The 24,709-nt window shown below is 70.7% G+C and carries 25 protein-coding genes; 9 read left to right on the plus strand and 16 right to left on the minus strand.

Translation table 11 applies throughout. The features are described from left to right. Positions 1-71 precede the first annotated feature (71 nt). From ACF1B9_RS25785 to proS, 13 genes are all read right to left on the minus strand, one after another. Complete coding sequence (locus ACF1B9_RS25785; RefSeq protein WP_003965949.1) at positions 72-380, minus strand: DUF2469 domain-containing protein; 309 nt, start codon at positions 378-380, stop codon at positions 72-74. Between the two features lie 64 nt (positions 381-444). Beyond that, positions 445-933 (minus strand): NUDIX hydrolase, encoded by a 489-nt coding sequence (locus ACF1B9_RS25790; RefSeq protein WP_391742879.1) that lies wholly within the window; start codon positions 931-933, stop codon positions 445-447. Next, positions 923-1,669: a signal peptidase I gene (lepB, locus tag ACF1B9_RS25795; protein WP_391742877.1), complete on the minus strand. Its 747-nt coding sequence runs from the start codon at positions 1,667-1,669 to the stop codon at positions 923-925. Before lepB (ACF1B9_RS25795) ends, ACF1B9_RS25790 begins: the two co-directional genes overlap by 11 nt. Before the next feature lie 51 nt (positions 1,670-1,720). Next, a complete protein-coding gene (gene lepB, locus ACF1B9_RS25800) occupies positions 1,721-2,620 on the minus strand; it encodes a signal peptidase I (protein WP_391742950.1) in 900 nt (299 codons plus the stop codon). Continuing rightward, positions 2,517-3,596, minus strand: a complete 1,080-nt coding sequence (lepB, locus tag ACF1B9_RS25805; protein WP_391742876.1) for a signal peptidase I — start codon at positions 3,594-3,596, stop codon at positions 2,517-2,519. The genes lepB (ACF1B9_RS25800) and lepB (ACF1B9_RS25805) overlap by 104 nt, the downstream gene beginning before the upstream one ends. Continuing rightward, on the minus strand, positions 3,589-4,359 hold the full coding sequence (gene lepB, locus ACF1B9_RS25810) for a signal peptidase I (RefSeq protein WP_391742874.1): 771 nt from the start codon (positions 4,357-4,359) through the stop codon (positions 3,589-3,591). Before lepB (ACF1B9_RS25810) ends, lepB (ACF1B9_RS25805) begins: the two co-directional genes overlap by 8 nt. 45 nt (positions 4,360-4,404) lie before the next feature. Then, positions 4,405-4,755, minus strand: coding sequence for a 50S ribosomal protein L19 (gene rplS / locus ACF1B9_RS25815; protein ID WP_391742873.1), 351 nt, complete (start codon positions 4,753-4,755; stop codon positions 4,405-4,407). Positions 4,756-4,922: 167 nt separating this feature from the next. Continuing rightward, positions 4,923-5,744, minus strand: coding sequence for a tRNA (guanosine(37)-N1)-methyltransferase TrmD (trmD, locus tag ACF1B9_RS25820; protein ID WP_391742871.1), 822 nt, complete (start codon positions 5,742-5,744; stop codon positions 4,923-4,925). Further along, on the minus strand, positions 5,744-6,328 hold the full coding sequence (gene rimM, locus ACF1B9_RS25825; RefSeq protein ID WP_391742869.1) for a ribosome maturation factor RimM: 585 nt from the start codon (positions 6,326-6,328) through the stop codon (positions 5,744-5,746). The genes trmD and rimM overlap by 1 nt, the downstream gene beginning before the upstream one ends. Positions 6,329-6,407: 79 nt before the next feature. After that, a complete protein-coding gene (locus tag ACF1B9_RS25830) occupies positions 6,408-6,647 on the minus strand; it encodes an RNA-binding protein (RefSeq protein ID WP_020868149.1) in 240 nt (79 codons plus the stop codon). Positions 6,648-6,649: 2 nt separating this feature from the next. After that, complete coding sequence (gene rpsP / locus ACF1B9_RS25835) at positions 6,650-7,093, minus strand: 30S ribosomal protein S16 (protein ID WP_351083101.1); 444 nt, start codon at positions 7,091-7,093, stop codon at positions 6,650-6,652. A gap of 157 nt (positions 7,094-7,250) precedes the next feature. Further along, positions 7,251-7,844, minus strand: coding sequence for a hypothetical protein (locus tag ACF1B9_RS25840; RefSeq protein WP_030928573.1), 594 nt, complete (start codon positions 7,842-7,844; stop codon positions 7,251-7,253). Positions 7,845-8,072: 228 nt separating this feature from the next. Further along, on the minus strand, positions 8,073-9,488 hold the full coding sequence (gene proS / locus ACF1B9_RS25845) for a proline--tRNA ligase (protein ID WP_391742868.1): 1,416 nt from the start codon (positions 9,486-9,488) through the stop codon (positions 8,073-8,075). Positions 9,489-9,727: 239 nt separating this feature from the next. Between proS and ACF1B9_RS25850 the strand changes: the two genes are divergently transcribed. Beyond that, on the plus strand, positions 9,728-10,588 hold the full coding sequence (locus ACF1B9_RS25850) for a methyltransferase domain-containing protein (protein ID WP_391742866.1): 861 nt from the start codon (positions 9,728-9,730) through the stop codon (positions 10,586-10,588). A 56-nt stretch (positions 10,589-10,644) separates the two neighbouring features. Here ACF1B9_RS25850 and ftsH read toward each other — a convergent pair whose 3' ends face one another. After that, positions 10,645-12,558 carry an ATP-dependent zinc metalloprotease FtsH gene (gene ftsH / locus ACF1B9_RS25855; RefSeq protein WP_391742864.1) on the minus strand — a complete coding sequence of 638 codons (1,914 nt, stop codon included), beginning with the start codon at positions 12,556-12,558 and terminating at the stop codon, positions 10,645-10,647. Between the two features lie 154 nt (positions 12,559-12,712). Here ftsH and yhfZ point away from each other — a divergent pair, with 154 nt between their 5' ends. From yhfZ to ACF1B9_RS25895, 8 genes are all read left to right on the plus strand, one after another. After that, a complete protein-coding gene (gene yhfZ, locus ACF1B9_RS25860) occupies positions 12,713-13,651 on the plus strand; it encodes a GntR family transcriptional regulator YhfZ (RefSeq protein ID WP_391742862.1) in 939 nt (312 codons plus the stop codon). A 90-nt stretch (positions 13,652-13,741) separates the two neighbouring features. After that, positions 13,742-14,128: a PRD domain-containing protein gene (locus ACF1B9_RS25865; RefSeq protein ID WP_391742861.1), complete on the plus strand. Its 387-nt coding sequence runs from the start codon at positions 13,742-13,744 to the stop codon at positions 14,126-14,128. A gap of 69 nt (positions 14,129-14,197) precedes the next feature. Further along, positions 14,198-14,554, plus strand: coding sequence for a DUF2620 domain-containing protein (locus ACF1B9_RS25870; RefSeq protein ID WP_351083089.1), 357 nt, complete (start codon positions 14,198-14,200; stop codon positions 14,552-14,554). A gap of 42 nt (positions 14,555-14,596) precedes the next feature. Then, on the plus strand, positions 14,597-15,931 hold the full coding sequence (locus ACF1B9_RS25875; RefSeq protein WP_391742859.1) for a YhfT family protein: 1,335 nt from the start codon (positions 14,597-14,599) through the stop codon (positions 15,929-15,931). A gap of 35 nt (positions 15,932-15,966) precedes the next feature. Beyond that, positions 15,967-16,929, plus strand: coding sequence for a phosphotriesterase (locus ACF1B9_RS25880; RefSeq protein WP_391742857.1), 963 nt, complete (start codon positions 15,967-15,969; stop codon positions 16,927-16,929). Next, the gene (locus ACF1B9_RS25885) at positions 16,926-18,041 is read left to right on the plus strand and encodes an aminotransferase class V-fold PLP-dependent enzyme (RefSeq protein WP_391742856.1); all 1,116 of its coding nucleotides are present in this window, start codon (positions 16,926-16,928) and stop codon (positions 18,039-18,041) included. Before ACF1B9_RS25880 ends, ACF1B9_RS25885 begins: the two co-directional genes overlap by 4 nt. Before the next feature lie 2 nt (positions 18,042-18,043). Then, entirely contained in the window at positions 18,044-19,207 is a 1,164-nt protein-coding gene (locus tag ACF1B9_RS25890) for an alanine racemase (protein WP_391742854.1), read from the plus strand. Between the two features lie 26 nt (positions 19,208-19,233). After that, positions 19,234-20,475, plus strand: coding sequence for a phosphopentomutase (locus ACF1B9_RS25895; RefSeq protein WP_391742853.1), 1,242 nt, complete (start codon positions 19,234-19,236; stop codon positions 20,473-20,475). A gap of 71 nt (positions 20,476-20,546) precedes the next feature. Here the strand turns inward: ACF1B9_RS25895 and ffh are convergent, their stop codons facing one another. After that, the gene (ffh, locus tag ACF1B9_RS25900; protein WP_391742851.1) at positions 20,547-22,094 is read right to left on the minus strand and encodes a signal recognition particle protein; all 1,548 of its coding nucleotides are present in this window, start codon (positions 22,092-22,094) and stop codon (positions 20,547-20,549) included. Between the two features lie 132 nt (positions 22,095-22,226). After that, positions 22,227-24,686 carry a [protein-PII] uridylyltransferase gene (locus tag ACF1B9_RS25905; RefSeq protein ID WP_391742849.1) on the minus strand — a complete coding sequence of 820 codons (2,460 nt, stop codon included), beginning with the start codon at positions 24,684-24,686 and terminating at the stop codon, positions 22,227-22,229. Between the last annotated feature and the right edge of the window lie 23 nt (positions 24,687-24,709).

Here is a 24,709-nt window from a genome sequence, read left to right on the forward strand (position 1 = left end):
TGGTGGACAAGTCCGCGATTGTGGATAAGCCAGCCACCCGGAAGTGGGAATCACCCCCTGGAATACGGGGCTCAGCCGCCCGGAAGTTCGAGATCGCTCTTGTTGAGCTCCTCGATGTTGACGTCCTTGAACGTCAACACCCGTACCTGCTTGACGAAGCGTGCGGGCCGGTACATGTCCCAGACCCAGGCGTCCGCCATGGATACTTCGAAGAACACCTCGCCCTGAACCGAGTGCACCTGCATCTCGTAGTCGTTGGTGAGGTAGAAGCGCCGTTCGGTCTCGATCACGTATTTGAACAGACCGACGACATCTCGGTACTCCCGGTAGAGCTTCAGCTCCATCTCGGTCTCGTACTTTTCGAGGTCCTCGGCGCTCATTGGCATGTTCCCCTTCAGCCGTGCGTGCCCCCATTGTGCGCCAGACCCGGGCACCCCCGGGCGCTTAGGCGATTTCGGGGGCCAGAACCATTGGCGTACACGGAGGCCCCTCGGCGAGCAGCGTGCGCAGCAGCTCGGCGAGCCTGGTCGGGTACACCGTCTCACGCGCCGCCGACAGTTCGGCGGAGGTCCACCACCTCAGACCCGCGACGCTGCGCTGCTCCAGCCCGGTCAGCCCGCGTGTGTCGGTGGCGGTCTGCGTCGTACGTGCCAGGTAGTACCACTCGTCCTGGTCCCAGCGGCGGCCGTCGAACGGGAACGAGCACATCCGTTGCCAGAGCAGCGGGCCCAGCTCGACGTCCGTGATCCCGGTTTCCTCCGCGAGTTCGCGCAACGCGGCCTGCTCCCGGGTCTCGTCGCCCTCCAGACCGCCACCGGGGGTGAACCACCAGGTGCTTGCAGGGTGCTCCGGTTCGAACCCGTGCATCAGGAGAATGCGGTCGTCGGGGTCCAGCAGCACCACACGGGCAACCTTCCGTTTCTCAGTGCGCACCGGCGGTCACCCGTTCACTCTTCTTCCGTGCCGACCGCGTGGACCATGCCTTGAGCGGACCGTACGCCGCTCCGCCGAGGATGAGCACCGCACCCACCGCCACGGCACCGAGCTGCAGCCGCAGCGGTCCGGGCGACGACACCCCGCCGGGGAGGGAGGCGAAGGCCTGCGGTCGCCCGACCATGCCGTTCAGCGGCCAGGCGACGGCGTCCACCCTGGCCTGTACCGCGCTGCGCGGCACGGACCCCTGTCCCGGGTCGTCCAGATGGACCCGCGAGTCCAGCGAAGCACTGCGTTCGTCCCCGAGCAGGAAGAGCTGTCCCTTGGGCACATCCGCCGTGAAGTCGCTCACCGAGGCGAGGTTCTTCGTGTGCAGATACGGTTCCTCAATGGGTTCGCCGTTGACCTCGAGGCGGCCCTTGTCGCAGCAGGCGATCGTGTCGCCGCCGATTCCCACCACCCGCTTCACCATCGGCATGTCGCCCCACGTCGGATCGGTGAAGACCAACACGTCGCCGCGGCGCACCTCGCTGCCGTCGATCCGCTCCGCGAGCACCCGGTCACCGGCGTGCACCGTCGGTGTCATCGACTCGGTCGGCACGGTGTACGGCTTGTACGCCACGGCCGCCCAGGCGAAGCCGCCGAGGAAGAGCACACAGCCGACGGCCACGGCCAGCCCCGACAGCCTGCTGCCGAGCCGACCGTGGCCGTCACCCGTACGTCCTGTTCCACTCATCCCAGCGTCCCCCACCTCGGAGATCGACAATCGCTGATCCGAGTCGGCACCCTACCCGGCGGTACGTCCGCTGGTCAGCCTCTTGCGACGCCACATCACGAGGGGCACCGCACCGGCTACACCGAGTGCTCCGGGGGCCAGACCCATCGCCGCGTTGATCCCCGGCTGGTCGAAGGTCTTCGGGACCGGCAGGGTCGCCCAGCGGTTGATCGGCCACGCCACGACGACGGCCCGGCCGACGACCTCCTTGTTGGAGACCGTGCCGCCACCCGGCAGCCCCTGGTGGTAGCGGGAGTCGAGGGAGTTCTGGCGGTGGTCGCCCATCACCCAGATGCGCCCCTCTGGCACGTTGATCGGCCCGAACGGCTCGTCATTGCAGGGCGTGTTCCCCGGGAAGATGAACGACGTGTCGTCCAGCGCCTTGCCGTTGACCACGACCGGGCCGTCCTTCTTGCACTCCACCGTGTCGCCGCCGACCGCGATGACCCGCTTGATCAGGTCCTTCTCCTCGGCGGACGGCATCAGTCCGATGAAGCTGAGGAACTTCTGCACCACATTCGGATTGCTCGTCTGGGTGCTCTCCAGCCAGCCGCCCGGGTCGTGGAAGACCACGACCTCGCCGCGCTTGGGCTCCGCGCCGAACCACGGTGTCAGCTTGTCGACCAGCACTCGGTCGCCCCGCTGCAGGGTGTTCTGCATCGAGTCCGAGGGGATCGAGAACGCCTGCACCAGAAACGTCTTGATCAGCAGCGCGAGAACCAGCGCGATACCGATGAGCAGAGGCAGCTCCTTCCAGAAGGAGCGCGGCTTCTTCACAGCCGAATCACCGCCGCCCGGGGAGTCGCCGTCACTCCCCGCGCCGTCCGCCGCCGATCCGGCGGGCTCGACATTCTCCGGATTGCCCGGCCGGTCCTCGGGTTCCCCGTGTCCGGATCGCGCGCCGACCGCCAAATCCCCCACATCCACTCCTTACTCCGTGCCACCGCCCGCGCCCTAGCCGGTGCAGGCCCACCACTCCCATAACGAGCGGGAGTTCCGCAGGGGTCGGGAGAGGGATCACTCCATTGGGATCCTTGGACGACACACTATTCGACGGGCCCGACCCAGCAGCCGTCCCGGCGCGCGCGTCAGGGACCGAGTCGAATGTCGCCGGTTCCTCCAGTTTTCGCCAGTGGCCGAAGGGCCAGGCGATGACCACGGCCCGTCCCACGACCTCGTCCTCGGAGACCGTGCCGTGCTCGGGCTCGTCCAGGTGATAGCGCGAATCGGCCGAATTGGACCGGTGGTCGCCCATCACGAAGATCCGTCCGGCCGGAACCTTTACCTCGAATTTGATGAGGGAGGGCGGATTGCCGGGGTGCAGATACGGCTCGTCGAGCGGCACGCCGTTGACGGTGATCCGGCCGTCCTTGTCACAGCACTTCACCGTGTCGCCGCCGACCGCGACCACCCGCTTGATCAGATCCTGCTCGTCGTCGGAGGGCAGCAGCCCGATGAACGTCAGCGCTTCCTTCACCTGCTTGACGACGACGGGCGAGTCCTTCTTGCCGACGTTCTCCTGGTTCAGCCAGTTCCCCGGGTCCTTGAAGACGACGACGTCGCCGCGCTCGGGCCTGGACCCGAACCAGGGCGTCAGCTTGTCCACCAGCACCCGGTCGCCGATCCGGATGGTCTGTTCCATCGATCCCGACGGGATCACGAAGGCCTGCACCAGGAAGGTCTTGAGCACGAGCGCGATCAGCAGCGCCACGGTGATGAGCAGCGGGATCTCCCGCACGGCCGAGCCGCGCCGCCGCCGTCTGACCTTGCGTGCCAGTCTGCGGCGCTCCGCCCTGGTCGGCAGTGAGCGCGCGGCCGTCGGCACGGTGCCGGCCGACAGCGGTATCTCCGGGTCGGCCCCGCCGTCCCGCCGCCCGCGGCTACCCATGGGCCCGGCCCGGCGCCCGCACCCCGGCGAAGGCGGCGCTGTCCGGCAGCGAGCCCAGCCGACCCAGCGGCCAGCCGATCCAGTCCACCCGGCCGATCACCCGGTCCACCGGAACCATGCCGCCGCCCGGTTCTCCCAGGTGGTCGCGCGAGTCGCGGGAATTACTGCGGTGGTCGCCCATCATCCACAGCGTGCCGTCGGGGACGACGATGTCGAAGCGCACCCGGGACGGCACGTCTCCCGGATACAGGTAGTCCTCGTCGACGGAACGGCCGTTCACCTCGATCCTCCCGCGCCTGTCGCAGCAGACCACCCGATCGCCGCCCACACCCACCACCCGCTTCACGTAGTCGGTCTCGGCGGGCCTCACCAGTCCGAGGGACGCTGCCGCGCCGTGCAGCAGTCCGGTGACGGGATTCTGCCGCGGCGCCTCCTGCACGAAAGAGCCGGCGCCGTCGAAGACCACCACGTCGCCGCGCTGCGGCACAGAGCCGAAACGGTACGCCAATTTGTTCACCAGCACCCTGTCCCCCACCCGCAGCGTGGACTCCATCGAGCTGCTGGGAATCAGGAAGGGCTGCACCACGAAGGCGCTGAGCAGCAGTACGAAGACCGCGCAGGCCGCGCCGAGCGCGGCGGTCCGCCGCCACGACAGCGAGACGGCCGACCGGTCCGGGATACGCGAGAAGCGCGACCCCTCCTCCGACCCTGTTGCGGGTGCGGAGGAGCGGTCGCGCTCCGAGGGCTTGGCTTCCGTGTCCATCGGGGCCAGAGCTTATCCGGCCGTGCTGTGGACCTGGGAGCTAGCTCAGTTGTCGCGCTTCTCCTTGATCTTCGCGGCCTTGCCGCGCAGCTCACGGAGGTAGTACAGCTTGGCGCGACGGACGTCACCGCGGGTGACGAGCTCGATCTTCTCGAAGATCGGGCTGTGCACCGGGAAGGTGCGCTCCACACCGACGCTGAAGGAGACCTTGCGGACCGTGAAGGTCTCGCTGACGCCGGAGCCCTGGCGGCGGATGACCACGCCCTTGAACTGCTGGATACGGGAGCGGCTGCCCTCGATCACTCGCACGTGGACATTGACGGTGTCACCGGGGCGGAACGCCGGGACGTCGGTACGCAGCGATGCGGCGTTGACGTCGTCGAGCAGGGAAGCCATGTTGTCTGCTTTCTTCGCCGATGCCACAGGTCATCGACGGGAGGTAGTGAGGAGCTGGAGGCGCTGATCGCGCCGGACGGGCGTCGGGACCGTTCCCCATGCACATGGAGAACACAGCGGTCGCTTCCCCCTGTGGCAGGGGCGCACGTCGGACGTACAGCAGCGGCCTATTCTTCCACGGCCTCGGGCCTGCGCCAAAATCGGCCCCCGGGCTCCGGTGACCATCCGAGGATGGAGAGGATCTCGCGGTCCTTCTTGTCGAAGCCGCTCGCCTCGCAGCGTTCGATGAGATCGGGCCGGTTGAGTGCCGTACGACGGAACGCCTCGTCCCGCCGCCAGCGTGCGATCTTCCCGTGGTGACCGCTGAGCAGGACGTCCGGGATGCCCCGCCCGCGCCACTCGGGCGGCTTGGTGTAGACGGGCCCCTCCAGGAGATTGGCCATCTCGCCGGGGGCGAAGGAGTCGTCCCGGTGCGACTCGGCGTTCCCAAGCACGCCGGGCAGCAGCCGGGCCACCGCTTCGGTGATCACCAGCACCGCGGCTTCCCCGCCGGCCAGCACGTAGTCACCGATGGACACCTCGACGACCGGCATCCGGGTCGCGTATTCGTCCATCACCCGGCGGTCGATGCCCTCGTAGCGGGCCGGAGTGAAGACCAGCCACGGCCGTTCGGAGAGCTCGACGGCGAGTTCCTGGGTGAACGGACGGCCGCTGGGCGTGGGGACCACGAGCACCGGGGAGTGCGCCCCGGCCTCGTACCCGCCCGCCAGGGCGTCGTCCAGCGCATCGCCCCACGGCTCGGTCTTCATGACCATGCCGGGGCCGCCGCCGTACGGGGTGTCGTCGACCGTGTTGTGCCGGTCGTACGTCCAGTCCCGCAGGTCGTGGACGTGCACGTCGAGGCGGCCGCGCGCACGGGCCTTGCCGACGAGCGAGACGTTCAGCGGTTCCAGGTACTCCGGGAAGATCGTGACGACGTCGAGGCGCATCAGGCGTCCTTCCCGGACTCGGGCGTCCCGTCCGTGTCGCCCTCTTCGTCGCGCGAGGAGGCGATCACGGCCTGGCTCTCGTCGATGAGGCCGGGCGGCGGGTTGATCACCGCGCGCTGCTCCGCCAGATCGATCTCGGTGACGATCTCCTCGACGAACGGGATCATCACCTCGCTGCCGTCCGGCCGCTCCACGATGAAGAGGTCCTGGGACGGCAGATGTGTGATCTCGGTGATCCGGCCGATTCCGGTGCCGTCGGCCAGAACCACGTCGAGGTCCATGAGCTGATGGTCGTAGAACTCCTCGGGGTCCTCGGGGAGTTCCGCCGGGTCGACCTCGGCGATCAGAAGTGTGTTGCGCAGGGCCTCGGCAGCCGTACGGTCGCGTACGCCCTCGAACCGGAGCAGCAGTCGTCCGCTGTGCACCCGGCCGGTCTCGATCGTGAGCGGTCCGGCGCCGGCCGGTTCGGTGGCGAGTACGGCCCCGGGCGCGAGCCGCAGCTCCGGCTCGTCCGTACGCACCTCGACGGTGACCTCGCCCTTGATGCCGTGGGCACGGCCGATCCGCGCGACTACCAACTGCACCTTGTGTCTCTCCTGTCATACGACGACGGGCCGGGGCGGGCGCTTGGCCCTCCCCGGCCCGTGCCGGTGTTCAACTCTGTCAGCGAACCTGATCCACATCGACGAGGTCGACGCGGATACCACGGCCGCCGATGGCGCCCACGACGGTACGCAGTGCGCGCGCGGTGCGGCCGTTGCGGCCGATCACCTTGCCGAGGTCGTCGGGGTGGACCCGGACCTCAAGCACGCGCCCACGGCGCAGGTTGCGCGAGGCGACCTGCACTTCGTCGGGGTTGTCGACGATGCCCTTCACGAGGTGCTCGAGAGCCTCCTCGAGCATGCTCAGGCCTCGGTCGACTCGGCGGCCGCGGCCGCGTCAGCAGCCTCGTCCGCCTTCTTGTCGGACTTCTTCGACTTCTGCGTGATGGCCTCGCCCTTGGACTCCTCGCCGCCGTCCTTGGCCAGGGCCTCGAACAGGGCGCGCTTGTCCGCCTTGGGCTCCGGCTGCAGCAGCGGCGCGGGGGCCGGGAGACCCTTGTGGGCCTGCCAGTCACCGGTGAGCTTCAGGATCGCGAGAACCGGCTCGGTCGGCTGGGCGCCGACGGACAGCCAGTACTGCGCACGCTCCGAGTTGACCTCGATGCGCGAGGGGTTCTGCACCGGGTGGTACAGGCCGATCTCCTCGATGGCCCGGCCGTCACGGCGGGTACGGGAGTCGGCGACGACGATGCGGTAGTGAGGCGAACGGATCTTGCCCAGACGCTTCAGCTTGATCTTGACTGCCACGGAAGTGGTGTCTCCTGGTCTATGACGTGGTTGGGCACAACGAAGATGCCACGTGGGGTTGCGGTACTCGGGTGCCCGATGGACGCGTCAGCCGGAGGAGAGAGGGGTCCTGTGCGACTGTCGAGTACAGCTAGCCATTGTGCCACACCGCATCGGGTCACCCCACCGCGACCGCGGCTTCCGGGATACGGAACGGCTTTCCGCAGCCGCCGCAGACGATCGGCGCCTGTGCCAGAACCGACGGGACGACCCGCACATTGCGTCCGCAGTCGCAGACGGCCTTGACGCGGACGCCTCCGCCGGAGGAACCGTGCCGGGCGGCCGGCCCGCGGAAGGAACGCTTGGTGTCGGCGGCGGTGGCGACCGTGTGCGCCTTGAGGGCGCGCTGCAGCCGCTCGATCGTCGGCCGGTACCTGCGCTTGGCCTCGGGGTTGAGCGTGACCAGGGAGAAGCCACTGCTGGGGTGGGGCTCCTCGGCATGATCGAGGCCCAGCTCCTCGGCGATCGCGAGGAATCGACGGTTGTGGTAGCGGCCGGCCCGCGAGGTGTCGCGGACACCTCTCGCGGCGGCGATGCCATGGACTGCCTCATGCAGCAGTCGCTCGAAGGAGAGTTCGGCGCCACAGGCGGACGAGGACTCTCCGATCAGGGACTCGGGCGCGGCTAGATCCGGCAGCTCGGGGTGGTACCGCTGAATGTCGGCCCACGCCTGCGCCAGCTCTGCGGCAAGTACAGGTGGTGTCGTGCTCACGTCGTGACAACGAGCGCGAGTGCCCCGGTGTTCCGATTCCGGGCCATCCCAAATAATTTGCACGTACCAGTCAGTTGTTGTTGATGCGTCCTGACGAGGGCGGGTGCGCAGATCTGTGGAGAATTCTCACAGCTCGCACCAAGCCGGTACGTAGTACCCCGTACGCCCGGACGCGTAGTCAACCGTCGTAGGCCGGGGTACCGAGGCAGCCGGGTGGGTGGGCGGGCGTCAGTAGGCGCGGGCCACCAGCGCGACATTACCGGGGGCGTCGTCCGAATCCGGCACCGACCCGTCCTCCGCGACCAGGCACCGCACCGAGACCCCCCGTTCCGCGAGCCGGGCCTCCCCCGCCGGGCCGAGGACCGACCAGGCGATACGTGCCCAGCCGCCCGCTGCCGCCGCCTCCGCGGCCTCCTCGACGGAGGCGGCCTCGGTGGTGGACGACTCGCGCCGGTCGCGGGACTCGCGCAGCAGCGCCGCCTGGTCCTCCTCCAGGATCGCCGGAAGGAGCGCGGGCAGGGCCTCGATCGCCACCGGCTCCTTCCCGCCGGGGACGCGCCTGGCCAGCATCGCGGTGCCGTGCTCCAGATCGCGCGGGCCGATCTCGATCCGTACCGGCACGCCCTTCAGTTCCCAGTCGACCGTGCGACGGCCGAACGGGGTGTCGGTGCGGTCGTCGACCTCGGTCCTGATCCCCGCGGCGCGCAGCCGCTCCCCGACGGAACGGGCCGCGGTCAACGCCGCCTCGTCCTCCTTGACCACGAGGACGACCGCCTGGACGGGGGCGAGCCGCGGCGGCACCCGGAGGCCGTGGTCGTCGCCGTGCGCCATGATCAGACCGCCGACCATGCGGGTCGACGAGCCCCACGAGGTCTGCCAGACGAGTTCCCGCCTGCCCTCCCTGGACAGGTAGCCGGTGTGGAAGGCCTTGGCGAAATTGGTGCCGAGCTCGTGGCTCGTACCCATCTGAAGGGCCTTGCCGTCCCGCATCATGCCTTCGAGCGTCAGGGTGTTGACGGCGCCGGCGAACCGCTCGGCCGGGGTCTTGCGGCCCAGGACCACATCGATGCCCAGGACATCGGTCATGAAATCCGCGTAGACGTCCCGCTGGATGTACGCGGCGTACTCCCGGGCCTCCTCGTAGGTGGCATGGGCGGTGTGGCCCTCCTGCCAGAGGAATTCCGTCGTACGGAGAAAGACCCGCGGCCGCATCTCCCAGCGCACCACGTTCGCCCACTGGTTGATCAGCAGCGGCAGATCCCGGTAGCTCCGCACCCATTTCGAGAAGTACTCATTGATGATCGTTTCGGACGTCGGCCGCACCACCACGGGCTCTTCGAGCTCTTTTCCGCCTCCGTGGGTCACGATCGCGAGCTCCGGCGCGAAGCCCTCGACGTGCTCGGCTTCGCGTGTCAGGTAAGACTGGGGGATGAAGAGCGGGAAGTAGGCGTTCCGGGCGCCCGCCTTTTTGATCCGGGCATCCAACTCCTGCTGCATCCGCTCCCACAGGCCGTATCCGTACGGCCGGATGACCATGGTGCCGCGCACCGGACCGTTGTCCGCGAGTTCGGCCTTGTTGATCAGATCCTGGTACCAGCGGGGAAAGTCCTCGGCCTGGGGCGTGAGAACGGGTGCCTTTGCCATGGCGCGCATCGTACGGCGACACCGCACACCACACGGAACGACGGGCCCCGCTGCCGCGGTCCGTCCCCTCGGGTGCACCGGCCAAGCACCCGGCCATTGCCGTCGGGCCCCTGGACGCGGGGGCCGATGCGCAGTTCTCTGACATACGGGGGAACGGGCGCACACGCAGAGGGGGGAGCATCCACTCGGGGCACGACCGATCGGACACGACCGACCTCTCGGCGGATTGGGGCGCTTCCATGACACCTACGCTCGTCCGGCACCACAGCCACGCGGACACGGCCACCCCGGTGGATCCCGACACCCGTGCCCGGGACTGGGCCGAGATCCAGGAGCGGATGCTCGCACCGCTGTACGAAGCGGTGTACGAGCGGCTCGAAGTGGGAACCGGCACCCGGCTGCTCTCCCTCGGCTGCGGCTCCGGTCTCGCGCTGCTGATCGCGGCCGGCCGCGGGGCCCGCGTCACGGGCGTCGACACCGACCCCGACCGGCTGGCACTCGCGCGCGCCCGGCTGCTGCACGATCCGGGCAACGAGGCCGGAACCGGGGCCGGGCATCGCCGGCTCCTCGACGGTGATCCGTCCGAGGCCGCCCCGGCCGACGGAACGCCGTACAACCTGCTCACCGCGTTCACCCCGATCGGCTGCTCGTCCGGGGACGCGGAAGGGCTGGTGTCCGCGCTGCGGTCCGCCGTGCCGCTGGCCGCCCGCGGCAGCACGGTGGTGCTGACCGGGTGGGGTCCGCCGGAGCGGTGTGCGACGGCGCCGGTGCTGCGGGTGGCGGACCGGCTCTCCGACGGGGCGCCGACGCCCCGCACGGACGGCTGGCGCGTGGCGCGCCGGGACGACCTGGAGGAAGTGGCGTTCCGGGCCGGTCTGAAACCGGACGGCTCCGGACGGGTGGCGTGCCCGTTCGGGTACGCGGACATGGACAGCGCGGTGCGGGGGCTGCTGTCGACGCGGCTCTTCGACGCGGCGGTACGGGTGACGGACCGGGCCCAGGTGGAGAAGGAGGTCGCGCAGGCCCTGCATCCACACCGGCGCCGGGACGGCACGATCTGGATGCCGAACGTCTTCCGCTATCTCGTGTGCACCACGTGATCGTGGTCCCGCGGTGCGGCACGTGAGCCCTGTGCGCGCCCGGGGCAGGGCGGCCGCTACTTGGCCAGACGGGTGATACCGGCCGCCCGGTAGGCCGCGGCCTCGTCCAGCGTCTCGTGCTCCAGCAGGGCCGCGGCCAGCGAGTCCAGCCGGTCCCGGTTCTCGCGCAGGAGCCGACACGCCGCCTCGTAGCACTCGTCGACGATCCGCCGCATCTCGCCGTCCACCGCGTCGAGCGTCGCGGGGGCGGCCGACAGACCGTACGCCTGCTGGGCATCGCCCGGGATCGCGGTCAGCCTGCCCACCTTGTGGCTCATGCCCCAGCGGCCGACCATGCCGCGGGCCAGGTGGGTGACCTGCTCCAGGTCGCTCTCCGCACCCGTGGTGATCACATCGAAGACCACCTGCTCGGCGGCCATCCCGCCGAGCGCGCCGATGATGCGGCCGCGCAGGTACTCCTCGGTGTAGGCGTACTTGTCGGCGTCCGGAGTCGAGAGGGTGACGCCCAGGGCCCGGCCGCGCGGGACGATGGTGACCTTGCGGACCGGATCGGCGCCCGGCTGGACCATGCCGAGCAGGGCGTGCCCGCTCTCGTGGTACGCGGTCCTGTGGCGCTCCTCGCCCGACATGACCAGCGAGCGTTCCGCCCCGAGCTGGACCTTCTCCAGGGCGTCCGAGAGTTCGGACTGGCTCACTTCGGACTGCCGGCGCTTGACGGCGAGCAGCGCGGCCTCATTGGCCAGGTTGGCGAGATCGGCGCCGGTCATTCCGGGGGTCGTGCCGGCCACCTGGGCCAGGTTCACGTCCTCGGCGAGCGGGATCTGCCGGGTGTGGATCTCCAGGATCGCCTCCCGGCCGCTCCTGTCCGGCGGGCTGACCTGGACGATCCGGTCGAAGCGGCCGGGCCTGGTGAGGGCGGGGTCGAGGACGTCGGCGCGGTTGGTGGCGGCGAGGACGACGACCCCTTCCGAACCGGAGAAACCGTCCATCTCGGTCAGGATCTGGTTGAGCGTCTGCTCGCGTTCGTCGTGACCGCCCATGCCGGAACCGCCGCCGCGGGCCCGGCCGATGGTGTCGATCTCGTCGATGAAGATGATGGCGGGTGCGACCTTGCGCGCCTCAGCGAACAGTTCCCGTACCCGGCTCGCGCCGACGCCGACGATCATCTCGATGAACTCGGAGGCCGAGGCCGAGAAGAACGGCACTCCGGCCTCACCCGCGACGGCCCGCGCGAGCAGGGTCTTGCCGGTGCCGGGAGGTCCCGCGAGGAGGACTCCACCGGGCATCCGGGCGCCCATCTTCCGATAGGCCTGCGGGTTCTTCAGGAAGTCCACGACATCGTTGAGTTCGCCCTCGACCTCGTCGATCCCGGCCACGTCCTGGAACGTGGTGCGCCTGGCCCCTTCCAGTTCGACGGGCTTGGGCGGCGCCTTGCGACCGAAGCCGCCCATCCCGCCGCCCATGCCCCTCGACATCCGCCGGGCGATGAACACCCAGAGCAGGACGAGCAGCAGCATGGGGGCCAGCGAGATCAGCAGATTGGCCAGGAAGCTGCGCTGCTGGACGACCGGTTCGGCGGTGACCGTGACGTCCTCCTTGACCAGTTCGGCCCAGAGGTTGTCATCCGCGAAGGCGGGCCGCTGAGTGACGAACTTGGTGTACTTCTTGTCGGTCCCGGGGACCGTCGCCTCCTTCTTCAGCTGCCCCTGGATGGCGTCGCCCTTGGAGTAGATCTTGGCGACATTGCCCGAGGTGACCTGCTTGCTGAACTCCGTGTACGCGATCGTCCGCTCCTCCGCCCCGTTGAAGAAGGACAGCACCAGATTGGCGATCAGGTAGACGGCGAGGGCGGTCAGCAGCAGCCTGCCCCAGCCGCCCGGCATCTTCCGTCTCGTCGGCGGGGGCGGCGGGGCGCCCTCGGAGCGCCACGGCTGGTCGGTTCGATCGCGGGGAGGTACGGGGTTGGTCACGCGTGCTCCTCTTCCGGCAGCCGTCAATCGTGACATTAGATGAGAAAACGGAACCAAGCCCCCTGTGGACCTCTCCAGTGGGTCCACAGGGGGAAACAAGATCGCCCGGGTGCATTCCTTGTCAATATCCAGAATCCTGTTTACTGTTTGATACGTGAACGATTTCGATGACCGCTTTCTCACTCGAAACGGCCTCGCCGCCCGGCAGCTCGCCGTCCTGCTGCTCAACCACGAGCCGGACACCCGCCTGCCCCGCGTGCGCGACTTCGCCGAAGAGCTGGGCTGCGGCAACGGGACCGTTCAGGCGGCCTTGCAGCTGCTGGAGGATTCCGGCGCGATCGAGACGACGGCCCGCGGCCATCTCGGCACCTTCCTCGTCCGGTCCGACCGCTCCGTCCTGTGGCGGCTGTCCGGACTCGGCACACTGCTCGCCGCGATGCCGCTCCCGTACTCGCGCAGGTACGAAGGGCTGGCGACCGGGCTGCGCAGCGCCTTCGAGGAGGCGGGCGCCCCGTTCGCGATCACGTTCATGCGGGGTGCCGGAGCTCGTACGGCCGCACTGCTGGAGGGCAAGGTCGACCTCGTCATCCTGTCCCGCTTCGCGGCCGACCAGCTGATCGCCGAGCATCCGGTGGAACTCGTCGCCGATCTCGGCCCCGCCACCTACGTCGGCGCGCACGGGATGCTGGTGCGGCACGGCGTCGACCTGGACTCCCCCGGGCTGCGGGTGGCCGTCGACCACGCGTCCGAGGATCTGCGGATGCTCGTGGAGCGGGTCTTCGCCGGCCGGGACGACATCGAGTGGCTGGAGGCCTCGTACATGCAGCTGCGTGATCTCTTCGCCCGCGACGAGGTCGACGCCACCGTCTGGAACCTGGACGAGGCGCAGGACCGGATCGGACCGGGCGTCGACGTGCTCCCGCTCGGCGACGAGGTCACCCGCGAGCTGTCGCTGCGCAACTCCAGTGCGGCCGTCATCGGGCGGACCGAGGGGACGAAGGCGCTCGCCGCGGTCCGGGACGCGCTCGACCTGTCCCTGGTGACCCGGCTGCAGAGCGAAGTACTGCGGGGCGAGCGCATGCCCTCGTACTGACCGGCGGGTGACGGACATCTCGCTCGTCCGGAACATTCACGCGCCCGAAAATACAGAATCCTGGTTACTGTTGATTTTGGGAGGATCACCATGGACGACCAGCTCGCACTGCGGATCCAGCTCTTCCGCGAAGGCGGTCAGGTCCGGCCCGAAGTGGCCGACTTCGTCACCGCCGAGCTGACCGCCCTCGAAGCCGACGGCCGCACGGTCACCGAAGCGACCGCGGGCATGCTGACCAGTCATCTGATGATGGCGCTCACCCGGCTCCTGGACGGGGAACCGATCGAGCAGTTCCTCACCGACGACCAGGTCGCCGCCGAACTGGCCGGACACCCCGACGCGGTCGAACGCGCCCGTGCCGTGTCCGCGCGGGCGGAGCGGGAGCTCGGCGCCGCGCTCCCCGACTCGGAGGTCAACTTCCTCGGCATGCACCTCGCCGTCCTGGCCCAGCAGTCACCGGCCGCCCCCACTTCCTGACCGGCCCCGGCGCGCGGAACAGACACGTCCCGGCACGCGGAAACAGACGCACAGAGAGAAGAGACAGAAATGACGAAGATCCTCACCGGTGGAGTCGGCAAGGTCGAGGTCGCCCAGGCCATCGCCGAGCTCGGCATCGACTCCCTCGACGTCGTCACCTCCAGCGACATGGACGCCGCGATGAAGCTCCGCGTCGGACAGGCCGACTACTACCTCGGCACCTGCCACACGGGTGCCGGTGCCTCCCTCGGCGTCCTCGTCGGCCTCATGGGCAGCGCCGCCTGCCACACCTTCGGCCGCAGCGTGCCCACCGAGGAGGAGATCACCGCCCTGATCGCCGACGGCAAGAAGGTCTTCGGCTTCTCCATGGACCAGATCGACGCCATCGCCCCCCTCATGGCGCGCGCCATCGCCGCCCGCGGCTGATCCGGCCGCCCCTCCCCCGTCCCGGGCACGAAGGAGTGACTCGTGAGCACCACACTCGCCGCCGGCACCAGCCTTGATTTCACGCTGGCGCAGCAACTGACCGTGATAGCCCTGTGCGCGCTGACCGCGTACATCTCGCACATGGCTCTGGCCGTCTTCAACGACGGCGTACGTCCGTTCCTGCTGGACTTCATCCAGGGGCGCACCACCCGCAGCGCGACGACGGCGGTCTCCTTCGGCCTCTCCGCCGGGTTCATCTTCGGGCTCGGCGCCCCCATGGCGCTCTCCACCGGCGTGCTCAACCCGTGGCTCGTCTTCCTGCCCACCGACATTCTCGGCATGCTGGCACCGAAGAAGTGGCTCGCGCCGATCCTCGGCGGCGCCTGGGGCGCCGTCGTCGTCTTCGGGCTGAACGGCGCCAACAACGTCGCGCACGACCTGCCCGTCGACTTCATCACCGCCATGCAGCAGATGTCGACGCCGATCCTCTTCCTCTTCACGCTGTTCCCGGTGCTCGCCATCACCAAGCAGTTCGGCCGCACGTGGGGCGCCATCTCCGGAGTCCTGGAATTCGCTCTGGTGGTCATGACCATGAAGGTCTGGCCGAAGATGTTCGCCGGGGCGCTGGCCATGGCCGTCGGTGTGCTGATGCTGATCGCCCTGGCCGTCGCCAAGGACATGAAGCAGCGCAAGGCCGACCGGGCCGCGGGGGTCACCGAGGTCGTCCTGGAGGACGACCCCATGGCCTCGCTCTTCAGCGCCAGCGCGGCCCGCCTGCGCACGTACCTCCCGCTGTTCATGGTGCTCGGCGCCGGAGTCTGCGTGCTGGCTCAGATGCACATATTCGGCGGCGGCGAGGCGACCAGCTTCCTGATCGCCAAGGGGCAGTACTCCGAGGCCGCCCAGGTCGACTTCTACCGGGTCTTCGGCTTCATCCCGCTGATCGCGACGACCGCGCTCGCCTCCGGTGCGTACGGCATCGCGGGATTCACTCTCGTGTACCCCATCGGCTACCTGATGCCGAACCCGTTCCTGGCAGCGGTCGTCGGTGCCGTCGTCTTCGCCGCCGAGGTCCTGGCCCTCTCGTACATCGGCAAGCTTCTCGGCAAGCTGCCCAGCGTCCGTGACTCCTCGGAGCACCTGCGCAGCGCGATCGGCGACACCCTGCAGCTCGCGATCCTCTTCGGCTCGCTGATGGCCGCCAACGCCATGGGCGGCGGGCTCGGCATCCTCGTCGTCGGCGGGCTCTACCTGCTGAACGAGGCGATGGGCCGGCCGGTCGTGAAGATGGCCGCCGCTCCCGCCGCGGTGATCGTCGGCGGCATCCTCCTCAACGTCCTGTACTGGCTCGACCTGTTCACCCCGATCAAGGGCTGAGGCCGACCGCGTACACGAAGAAGGAACCCCCCACGATGAACCACCCCGCCCCGCCCACCCTGCGCACCGTCACCGGCGATCTCCCGGCCGGTTCCGTGACCGGTCCCGCCCTCGCCCATGAGCACCTGGTCCTCGACCTGGACCACAAGGGCGACGGCGCGGCCGTCCTCGACCCGCACCGTCACACCGCGGCGGTCACCACCGAGCTCACCGCGCTCCGCGAGGAGTTCGGCCTGGGTCTCGTCGTCGAGCTGACCTGCCGCGGCATGGGCCGCGACGTCGGTGCCCTGGCCCGCATCGCCCGGGAGGCGCGGATCGCCGTCGTCGCCGCGACCGGCTGGTACTACGAACCGTTCCACACCCCCGAGATCGACGGCAGCAGCGTCGAGGAGCTCACCGACACGCTGGTCCAGGAGATCGACGGCGGCATCGGCGTCACCGGCATCCGCCCCGGTGTCCTCGGCGAGATCGGCAGCCACGGCGACAGCCCGACGGCGCCCGAGGCCAAGGTGCTGCGCGCCAGTGCGCGGGCCGCCCTCGCCACCGGCCTGTCCGTCGCCACCCACGCCCAGCTCGGCCGCGGCGGAATCGCCCAGCTGAAGCTGCTGACCGGCGAGGGCCTGCCGGCCCACCGCGTCAGCATCGGCCATCAGGATCTGCTGGACGATCCCGCCGTCCACGAGGAGCTGGCGGCGAGCGGGGCGTATGTCGCGTTCGACACCGTCGGCAAGGACGGCTACCAGAGCGACGGCACCCGGCTGCGGCTGCTGCTCGCCCTCATCGAGGCCGGGCACGCCGACCGGGTGCTGCTGAGCTGTGACATCTCCCGCCACGGCTACCTCCTGGACGAGGGCGGCCAAGGGTACGGACATCTCTTCCGGAGCTTCCTGCCCGAGGTCCGTGCCGCCGGGGTCGACGACGAGCTGATCGACCTGATGACCCGTCGCAATCCGCTGCGCTTCCTGACCGGCGCACGCGTGGAGGAGATCCGAGCATGAGTCCCGTACTTCCGCAGACCTTCCCGCTGGCGACGGTGGGGCTGGACGACGCGATCGCCAGACAGTTCCGGCTCCTGGAGGCCACCGCCACGCACTTCGAGGGCCCCCAGCTCTTCGACGCGGACGCCGGAGTCGTCCCGGGGCTCGGCCGCCCCCGCACGACCGCCCGGGTCGAGGCGGTACTCGCGGACTTCTTCGGCGCCGAGGACGCCGCCTTCGTCCAGGGCGCGGGCACCGGCGCGATCCGCTCCGCCCTCAATGCCGCCGTGCGCGCGGGCGACCCGCTGCTCATCCACCGGGCCCCCGTCTACCGCACCACCGAGGTCACGCTGCGCGGCATCGGCGTGAGGACCGTCGAGGTCGACTTCAACGACACGCGGGCGCTGCGCGAGGCCCTGGAGTCCGGCCGGTTCCGGTGGGCCTACGTCCAGCACACCCGCCAGCGGCTCGCCGACTCGTACGACCCGGCGGAGGTCCTCGCCGCCTGCCGGGCCGCCGGGGTCCGCACCCTGGTCGACGACAACTACGCCGTCATGCGCACCCCCGCCGCGGGAGTGGAGCTCGGCGCCGACGCCTCCTGCTTCTCCCTCTTCAAGCTGCACGGCCCCGAAGGCGTCGGCATCGTGGTCGGCGCACGCGACCTGGTCGGGCACATCCGCCGCGACAACTACTCCGGCGGCGGTCAGGTCCAGGGCTGGCAGGCGCTCGACGCCCTGCGCGCCCTCACGCACGTACCGGTCATGTGGTCCGTGCAGTCCCGGGTGGGCGCCGAGGTGGCCGAGCGGCTGGCCGCGGGCGAGGTGGACGGCGTCGCCGAGGTACGGATCGCCAATGCCCAGGACCGCTGCCTGCTGATCCGCCTCGACCGGCCGGTCGCGCGGGAACTGCCCGCCGTGGCCGCCCGCTTCGGGGCCGCGCCCTACCCCGTCGGCTCCAATTCCCGCTACGAGATCGCGCCGCTCTTCTACCGGATGTCCAGCTCCGCCCTGGACGACTCCCCCGAGCTGGCCGACTGGACCGTGCGCGTCAATCCGATGCGGGCGGGCGCGGATCTCGTCATCGACATCCTGCGCCGCTCGCTCGACGCCCTGAACGACCCGAAGGACGACTGACCGTGTTTCTCGACACCGTGCTCACCCGCAACCCCGAGCTCGTCGACGCCGCGGCCACCCTTCACCGGCGCGGCGAGATCCCGCCCGACAGCTATGTGATGGACCTCGACGCCATCGAGGCCAACGCCGCACTGCTGGCGGCGGAGGCCGAACGGCTGGGCATCGGCCTCTGGTTCGTCGTCAAGCAGCTGGGCCGCAACCCCGAGCTGATCAGGGCCGTCGCCCGGCACATCCCCGCGTTCGCCGCGATCGACCCGCCCGAGGCCCGCACCCTGCACGCCGCGGGCGCACGGGCCGGCAATCTCGGCCACCTCGTCCAGATCCCCCGCCGCGCACTGCCCGAGCTGCTGGCCTGGCGCCCCGAGGCCGTCACCGTCTTCGACCTCGCCAACGCGCAGGCCGTGTCCGAGGCCGCCCAGCGGCTGGGCTTCGTCCAGGACGTTCTGGTACGTCTCGAAGGCGCCCAGGGTTCGGTCTACCCCGGTCAGGAGGGCGGCGTCCCGCTCGGTCGGCTGGATGCCTTCGCCGAGGCCGCCGAACGGCTGCCCGGCATCCGGATCGCGGGCGTCACCGCCTTCCCCTGCGTCCTGTGCGACCCGGCGACCGGCGTTCCCCGCGCCACCCCCAACTTCGCGCTCGCCCTCAAGGCCCGCGAGGTCCTGGCCTCCCGCGGGCACGAGCGCCTCAGGCTGAGCGCGCCCAGCGCCACCTCGATGGCCTCCCTCCCCCTGCTCGCCGAACTCGGCGCCACCCACGGCGAACCCGGCCACGCCCTCACCGGCACCACCCCGCTGCACGCCGTCGACCCGCACCAGCCCGAGAAGCCCGCGTACGTGTACGTCAGCGAGATCGCCCACACCCTCGACGACGGCCGCCCGGCGATCCGCGGCGGCGGCTTCTACGCCCGGTCCCACATCCGCAGCGCCCTGCTGCCGCGCACCGGCGCACGCCTCGGGGTACAGGACGCGCCCGCCGAGAACATCGACTACTACCGGCTGCTCGACGCGCCCGCCGACGGCCAGGACGTCCGGCTCGGGGACACCGCGCTGCTCGCCTTCCGCACCCAGATCTTCGTCACCCGCTCGACCGTCGCCGTCGTCTCCGGACTCTCCTCCGGCACCCCCCGGCTGAACGGGCTGTACGACGCCCAGGGCCGGGCCCTGTGAGGCCCGGCCCGGAAGAGGAGGCCTCCATGGCCAAGACCGTCATCGTCGTCATCGACGGGTTCGGCATCGGCGCCATGCCCGACGCGGGCGCCCTGCGCCCCGGCGATCTCACCGCCGACACCTGCGGACACGTCCTCGACCACTGCCGCGCGGCCCTCGGCCGCCCGCTGCGTCTGCCGGTGCTCGGCGCGCTGGGTCTCGGCCTGGTCCACCCGCACCCGGATCTCGCCCGTCGCACCCTGCTGCCCGTCGCCGCGGGCCGCGCCGCGCTCGGCTATCCCGGGGCCGACACCTTCGCGGGCCACCAGACCATGATGGGCGCCGACTTCAGCCGGGTCACCGTCGCCCGGCTCGCCGACCACCTCGACGAGGTGACCAGGGCCCTGGAGGCGGCCGGGCACCATGTCGTCCCGTTGGACGGCAAGCCGCTCCTCGTGGTCGACGGGGCGGTCCTCGTCCACGACAACCTGGAGGCCGACCCCGGGATCAACTGGAACGCCTCGGGACGCCTCGACGATCTGCCCTTCGACGGCCCTGGCGGCATCCTCGCCATCGCCCGTACCGTCCGCGCGGTCGCGCCCGTCGCCCGGGTCATCGCGGTCGGCGGGCACGCGGACGGCCCGCTCGGGCGGTTCGTACGCCCCGGCGACGCGGGAACCGTCGGCCTCGACACCCCCGCCACCGGCTTCTACCGCAACGGCGGCTTGGAGGTCCAGCACCTGGGGGCCGAGCTCGACCACACCCGCCAGCTCCCCGATCTGGCCGCCCGCGCGGGTGTCCCGGTCACCCTGGTGGGGAAGGCCGCCGACATCCTGGCGTGCGAGGCGGCGCGGCGGCACCCGGCCGTCGGGACCGCCGACGTGCTCGCGCACACCCTCGAAGCGGTACGCGCCCCCGGCGCCGCGCTCGTCGTCGCCAACGTCCAGGAGACCGACCTGGCCGGGCACCAGCAGGACACCGAACGCTACGGACGCCTGCTGGAACAGGTGGACGCCGGACTCGCCGGGCTCGTGGCACTGCTCGACGGCGCCGGCGACCGGTTGATCGTCACCGCCGACCACGGGAACGACCCCACGATCGGGCACGCCTACCACACCCGTGAGTACGTGCCGGTGCTGATCCACCGGCCCGGCACGGACGGCGTGGAGCTGCTGCCGGACGCGGAGAGCCTCGCGGATGTGGGCGCGACCGCGGCCGTCTCGCTGTCCCTGGACCCGGGCGGACTGGCCAACGGCACGGCGCTGCGGCCGGGACGGCACGCCGCGTAGGAACGGACAGGAACATGAGTGAGGGGGCGCCCACCGGCGGTGGGCGCCCCCTCACTCATGTCGTCGGGCGCTCAGCCCATGAACTTCTTGAACTCGTCCGGCAGCTCGAAGTTCTTGTCCTCCTGCGCCGGCAGGCCGAACGCGCCGCCCTGCGCCGCCGCCTCGCGACGGGCCGCCGCGGCCTGCTCCTCGGCCTTGCGCTTCATCGGGTTGCCGCTCTTGCGCTTGCCCTTGGCCTGCTTGACCTGCTTCTTCTGCCGGCCGGGGCCACCGCCCATGCCCGGCATGCCGGGCATTCCCGGCATGCCGCCGCCCTGCGCCATCTTCGACATCATCTTGCGGGCGTCGAAGAACCGCTCCACCAGGTTCTTCACGGCGCTGACCTCGACACCGGAGCCCTTGGCGATACGGGCCCGACGCGAGCCGTTGATGATCGTCGGCTCGGCGCGCTCCTTCGGGGTCATCGACTTGATGATCGCGGCAGTACGGTCCACGTCGCGCTCGTCGATGTTGTTGATCTGGTCCTTGATCTGCCCCATGCCGGGCAGCATCCCGAGCAGCTTGGAGATGGAGCCCATCTTCCTGACCTGCTCCATCTGGGCCAGGAAGTCGTCGAGCGTGAAGTCCTTGCCCTTGCTGGACGCCAGCTTGGAGGCCATTTTGGCGGCCTCTTCCTGGCTGAAGGTCTTCTCCGCCTGCTCGATCAGAGTGAGCAGGTCACCCATGTCGAGGATGCGGGACGCCATGCGGTCGGGGTGGAAGGCGTCGAAGTCCTCGAGCTTCTCACCGTTCGACGCGAACATGATCTGCTTGCCCGTGACGTGGGAGATCGACAGGGCCGCACCACCGCGGGCGTCACCGTCGAGCTTGGAGAGCACCACGCCGTCGAAGCCGACGCCGTCGCGGAAGGCCTCGGCGGTGTTGACCGCGTCCTGGCCGATCATCGCGTCGACGACGAAGAGGATCTCGTCGGGGCCGACGGCGTCGCGGATGTCCGCGGCCTGCTGCATCAGCTCCTGGTCGATACCGAGGCGGCCGGCGGTGTCGACGATCACGACGTCGAACTGCTTGGTGCGGGCGTACTCGATCGAGTCCTTGGCGACCTGGACCGGATCGCCGACCCCGTTGCCCGGCTCGGGCGCGTACACCGCGACACCGGCGCGGTCGGCGACGACGCTGAGCTGGTTGACGGCGTTGGGGCGCTGGAGGTCACAGGCGACGAGCAGCGGGGAGTGGCCCTGGCCCTTGAGCCAGAGGCCGAGCTTTCCGGCGAGGGTCGTCTTACCGGCACCCTGGAGACCGGCGAGCATGATCACGGTGGGCGCGGTCTTGGCGAACCGCAGCCGCCTGGTCTCGCCGCCGAGGATGCCCACGAGCTCCTCGTTGACGATCTTGACGACCTGCTGGGCGGGGTTCAGCGCCTGGGAGACCTCGACGCCGCGCGCCCGCTCCTTGACGTTGGCGATGAAGGCGCGGACGACGGGCAGCGCGACATCCGCTTCGAGCAGGGCGATACGGATCTCGCGGGCCGTGGCGTCGATGTCCGCCTCGGACAAGCGGCCCTTGCCCCGGAGGTTCTTGAAAGTCGCGCTAAGGCGGTCGGAGAGAGTATCGAACACGGCGCTCGTCGGTCCTCAGGGTCGGGGGCTGGGGCAGGTCGGTCGTCCCCAAGGGTATCCGGACCCCGGGAAACGCGAAGCCCTCGCCCGGTTCTCATGCCGTACGAGGGCCCGCGGGCCGGGCGGCGGCGCTCAGCCCAGCGCCTTCTCGACCTCCCGCGCCACCTCGGCCGCCCGCACCTCGGTCAGCGGCTCCCCGTCGGTGTCCGTGACGTAGAAGGCGTCCACCGCGTTCGCGCCCAGCGTCGACACGTGCGCGCTGCGCACCCGGACCCCGCTGTGTTCCAGCGCCCGGCCGATCCGGTGCAGCAGTCCCGGGGCGTCCTGGGCCCGTACCTCGATCACCGTCGCCAGCCGTGAGCCGGCCGCGGCGACCGTCACCCTCGGCGGCGGGGCCTTCACCCCGCGCCGCCTGGGGTAGGCGGCCTCGCGCTCGGCGAGCCGGGCACGGATGTCCAGGGAGCCGTCCAGGGCGCGTACGAGGTCGGCGCGCAGACGGCCCGCCTGCGGCAGGGAGCCGTACTCGGCCGCGACCCGCCAGCTGAGCAGCAGCAGGTCGGCGGATTCGTCCGCGCCGAGTTCGGTGGGGAGTTCCACGGCGCGCAGGTCGGCGGCGCGCACGGTGAGGCGGTGCAGGGCGAGGACGCCCGCCGCGGCCGGCAGCACGCCGGGGCGGTCGGGCAGGGCGATGAGGAGTTCGACGCCGACCGGTTCCGGTTCGCCGTCCTCGTCCGGGGTCCCGGACTGGGCGTGCAGGGCGAGGACGGGTTCGCCGGTGCGCAGGGCCTCGACGGCGAGGCGTTCCTGTTCGGCGCTGGGCACGGCGGGGGCCGGTTCTTCGGGGGCCTGGCCGTCGAGCACGGCGGCGGCGCGCTCGACGAGGTCGGCGACGAGGGCGGCACGCCAGGAGGACCAGGCCGCGGGCCCGGTGGCGAGGGCGTCGGCCTCGGTGAGGGCGTGCAGGAGTTCCAGGGTGGAGGCGGTGGAGACGGCGTTCGCGACGGAGTGGACGGTCGCCGGGTCGTCGAGGTCACGGCGGGTGGCGGTCTCGACGAGCAGCAGATGATGGCGCACGAGGGTGGCGATGACGCCGACGTCGTGCTGGTCGAAGCCGATCCGGGCGGCCATGTCCCGGGCGATGACCTCCCCGGCGGCGCAGTGGTCGCCGGGCCAGCCCTTGCCGATGTCGTGCAGGAGCGCGGCGACGAGGAGCAGGTCGGGGCGGCCGACGCGGCGGGTGAGCGAGGAGGCGCGGACCGCCGCTTCGACGAGGTGACGGTCGACGGTCCAGGTGTGGACGGGGTTGCGCTGAGGACGGCAGTGGACGCGTTCCCAGTCCGGGAGCAGCCGGGTGATCAGGCCCTCCGCTTCGAGCGCCTCCCAGACGGGAACGGTGGCCTCGCCCGCGCCGAGGAGGGTGACGAGTTCCTCACGGGCCTCGGCGGGCCAGGGCACCGGCAGCGGGCGGGCGGTGGTGGCGAGGTGGCGTACGAGGTGCCGGGAGAGCGGGAGTTCGGACTGTGCGGCGGCCGCGGCGGCCCGCAGCACGAGCACGGGGTCGCGTTCGAGGCGGGCGGTGCGGGCGAGCACGACTTCACCGTCCGCCTCGACGACGCCGTCGGCGAGCGGGGTGCGTTCGGCCGCGGTGGTCCTGCCGCCGCCCAGAATCGCGCGCAGCCGGGGGCGCGCCGAGCGGGCCCGCAGCACGCGGTTGACCTCGCGCCAGGTGACGTCGGTGGCGTACGAGACGGTGCGGGCGGCCTCGTAGACCTGGCGGAGCAGGGCGTCCGCGTCGAGGAGGCCGAGCTCGGCGGCGGCCTGGTCCTGGTCCTGGAGTCCGAGACGGTCGGTGGCGCGGCCGGTGGTGAGGTGGAGGGCGTCGCGGGCGTCGAGGAGGACGCGGCGGGCTTCGGCGAGGCCCTCGCGGGGGGCGTCGGCGACCCAGGAGGCGGCGACGGCGCGCAGTGCGGTGACATCGCGCAGTCCGCCGCGGGCCTCCTTGAGGTCCGGTTCGAGGAGGAACTGGAGCTCGCCCTGGCGTTCGGCGCGTTCGCGGCAGAGCTCGTCGAGTGCGGGGAGGCGTTTGGCGGCCTGGTTGCGCCAGTCGGCGAAGATCGCGGTGCGCAGCGTGGCGACGAGGCCGAGGTCTCCGGCGACGGGCCGGGCGTCGAGCAGCCCGAGCTGGACCTTGAGGTCCTCGCCGGCCGTTCTGCGGGCCTCCGCGGGGGTGCGCACGGAGTGGTCGAGGGCAAGGCCGAGGTCCCAGACGGGGTACCAGACGCGGTCGGCCAGGGCGGCGACGGCGGCCGTGTCGGCGTGGCCGTCGTGCAGCAGCAGGAGGTCGAGGTCGCTGCGCGGGGAGAGTTCACCGCGGCCGTAGCCGCCGACGGCGACGAGGGCGACGCCGCGGACGCCGGTCTGTTCGGCGCCGGCAGTGAACAGCGCGGTGAGCCAGTCGTCGGTGAGCGAGGCGAGGGCCGCACGGCGCGGCGGCCCGGACCGCGCCTTCCCTTGGAGGAGGCGCAGCCGGGACGCCGCGTAGCCGCTGGGTTCCGAGTCCTCGGATCCGGTGGTCGATTCGGTGCTCGTCACCCGGCTGCCTTTCGTTTCGGGGC

The sequence above is a fragment of the Streptomyces sp. NPDC014727 genome, from assembly GCF_043083485.1.
GTDB lineage: Bacteria > Actinomycetota > Actinomycetes > Streptomycetales > Streptomycetaceae > Streptomyces.

Excerpts from the sequence above, each read along its gene's own strand:
- ACF1B9_RS25785 (WP_003965949.1), bottom strand. The coding sequence starts at position 380 with ATGAGCGCCGAGGACCTCGAAAAGTACGAGACCGAGATGGAGCTGAAG.
- lepB (WP_391742877.1), bottom strand. The coding sequence starts at position 1,669 with ATGAGTGGAACAGGACGTACGGGTGACGGCCACGGTCGGCTCGGCAGC.
- lepB (WP_391742876.1), bottom strand. The coding sequence starts at position 3,596 with ATGGGTAGCCGCGGGCGGCGGGACGGCGGGGCCGACCCGGAGATACCG.
- lepB (WP_391742874.1), bottom strand. The coding sequence starts at position 4,359 with ATGGACACGGAAGCCAAGCCCTCGGAGCGCGACCGCTCCTCCGCACCC.
- rplS (WP_391742873.1), bottom strand. The coding sequence starts at position 4,755 with ATGGCTTCCCTGCTCGACGACGTCAACGCCGCATCGCTGCGTACCGAC.
- trmD (WP_391742871.1), bottom strand. The coding sequence starts at position 5,744 with ATGCGCCTCGACGTCGTCACGATCTTCCCGGAGTACCTGGAACCGCTG.
- ACF1B9_RS25830 (WP_020868149.1), bottom strand. The coding sequence starts at position 6,647 with ATGCTCGAGGAGGCTCTCGAGCACCTCGTGAAGGGCATCGTCGACAAC.
- proS (WP_391742868.1), bottom strand. The coding sequence starts at position 9,488 with ATGGCAAAGGCACCCGTTCTCACGCCCCAGGCCGAGGACTTTCCCCGC.
- ACF1B9_RS25850 (WP_391742866.1), top strand. The coding sequence starts at position 9,728 with ATGACACCTACGCTCGTCCGGCACCACAGCCACGCGGACACGGCCACC.
- ACF1B9_RS25865 (WP_391742861.1), top strand. The coding sequence starts at position 13,742 with ATGGACGACCAGCTCGCACTGCGGATCCAGCTCTTCCGCGAAGGCGGT.
- ACF1B9_RS25870 (WP_351083089.1), top strand. The coding sequence starts at position 14,198 with ATGACGAAGATCCTCACCGGTGGAGTCGGCAAGGTCGAGGTCGCCCAG.
- ACF1B9_RS25880 (WP_391742857.1), top strand. The coding sequence starts at position 15,967 with ATGAACCACCCCGCCCCGCCCACCCTGCGCACCGTCACCGGCGATCTC.
- ACF1B9_RS25885 (WP_391742856.1), top strand. The coding sequence starts at position 16,926 with ATGAGTCCCGTACTTCCGCAGACCTTCCCGCTGGCGACGGTGGGGCTG.
- ACF1B9_RS25895 (WP_391742853.1), top strand. The coding sequence starts at position 19,234 with ATGGCCAAGACCGTCATCGTCGTCATCGACGGGTTCGGCATCGGCGCC.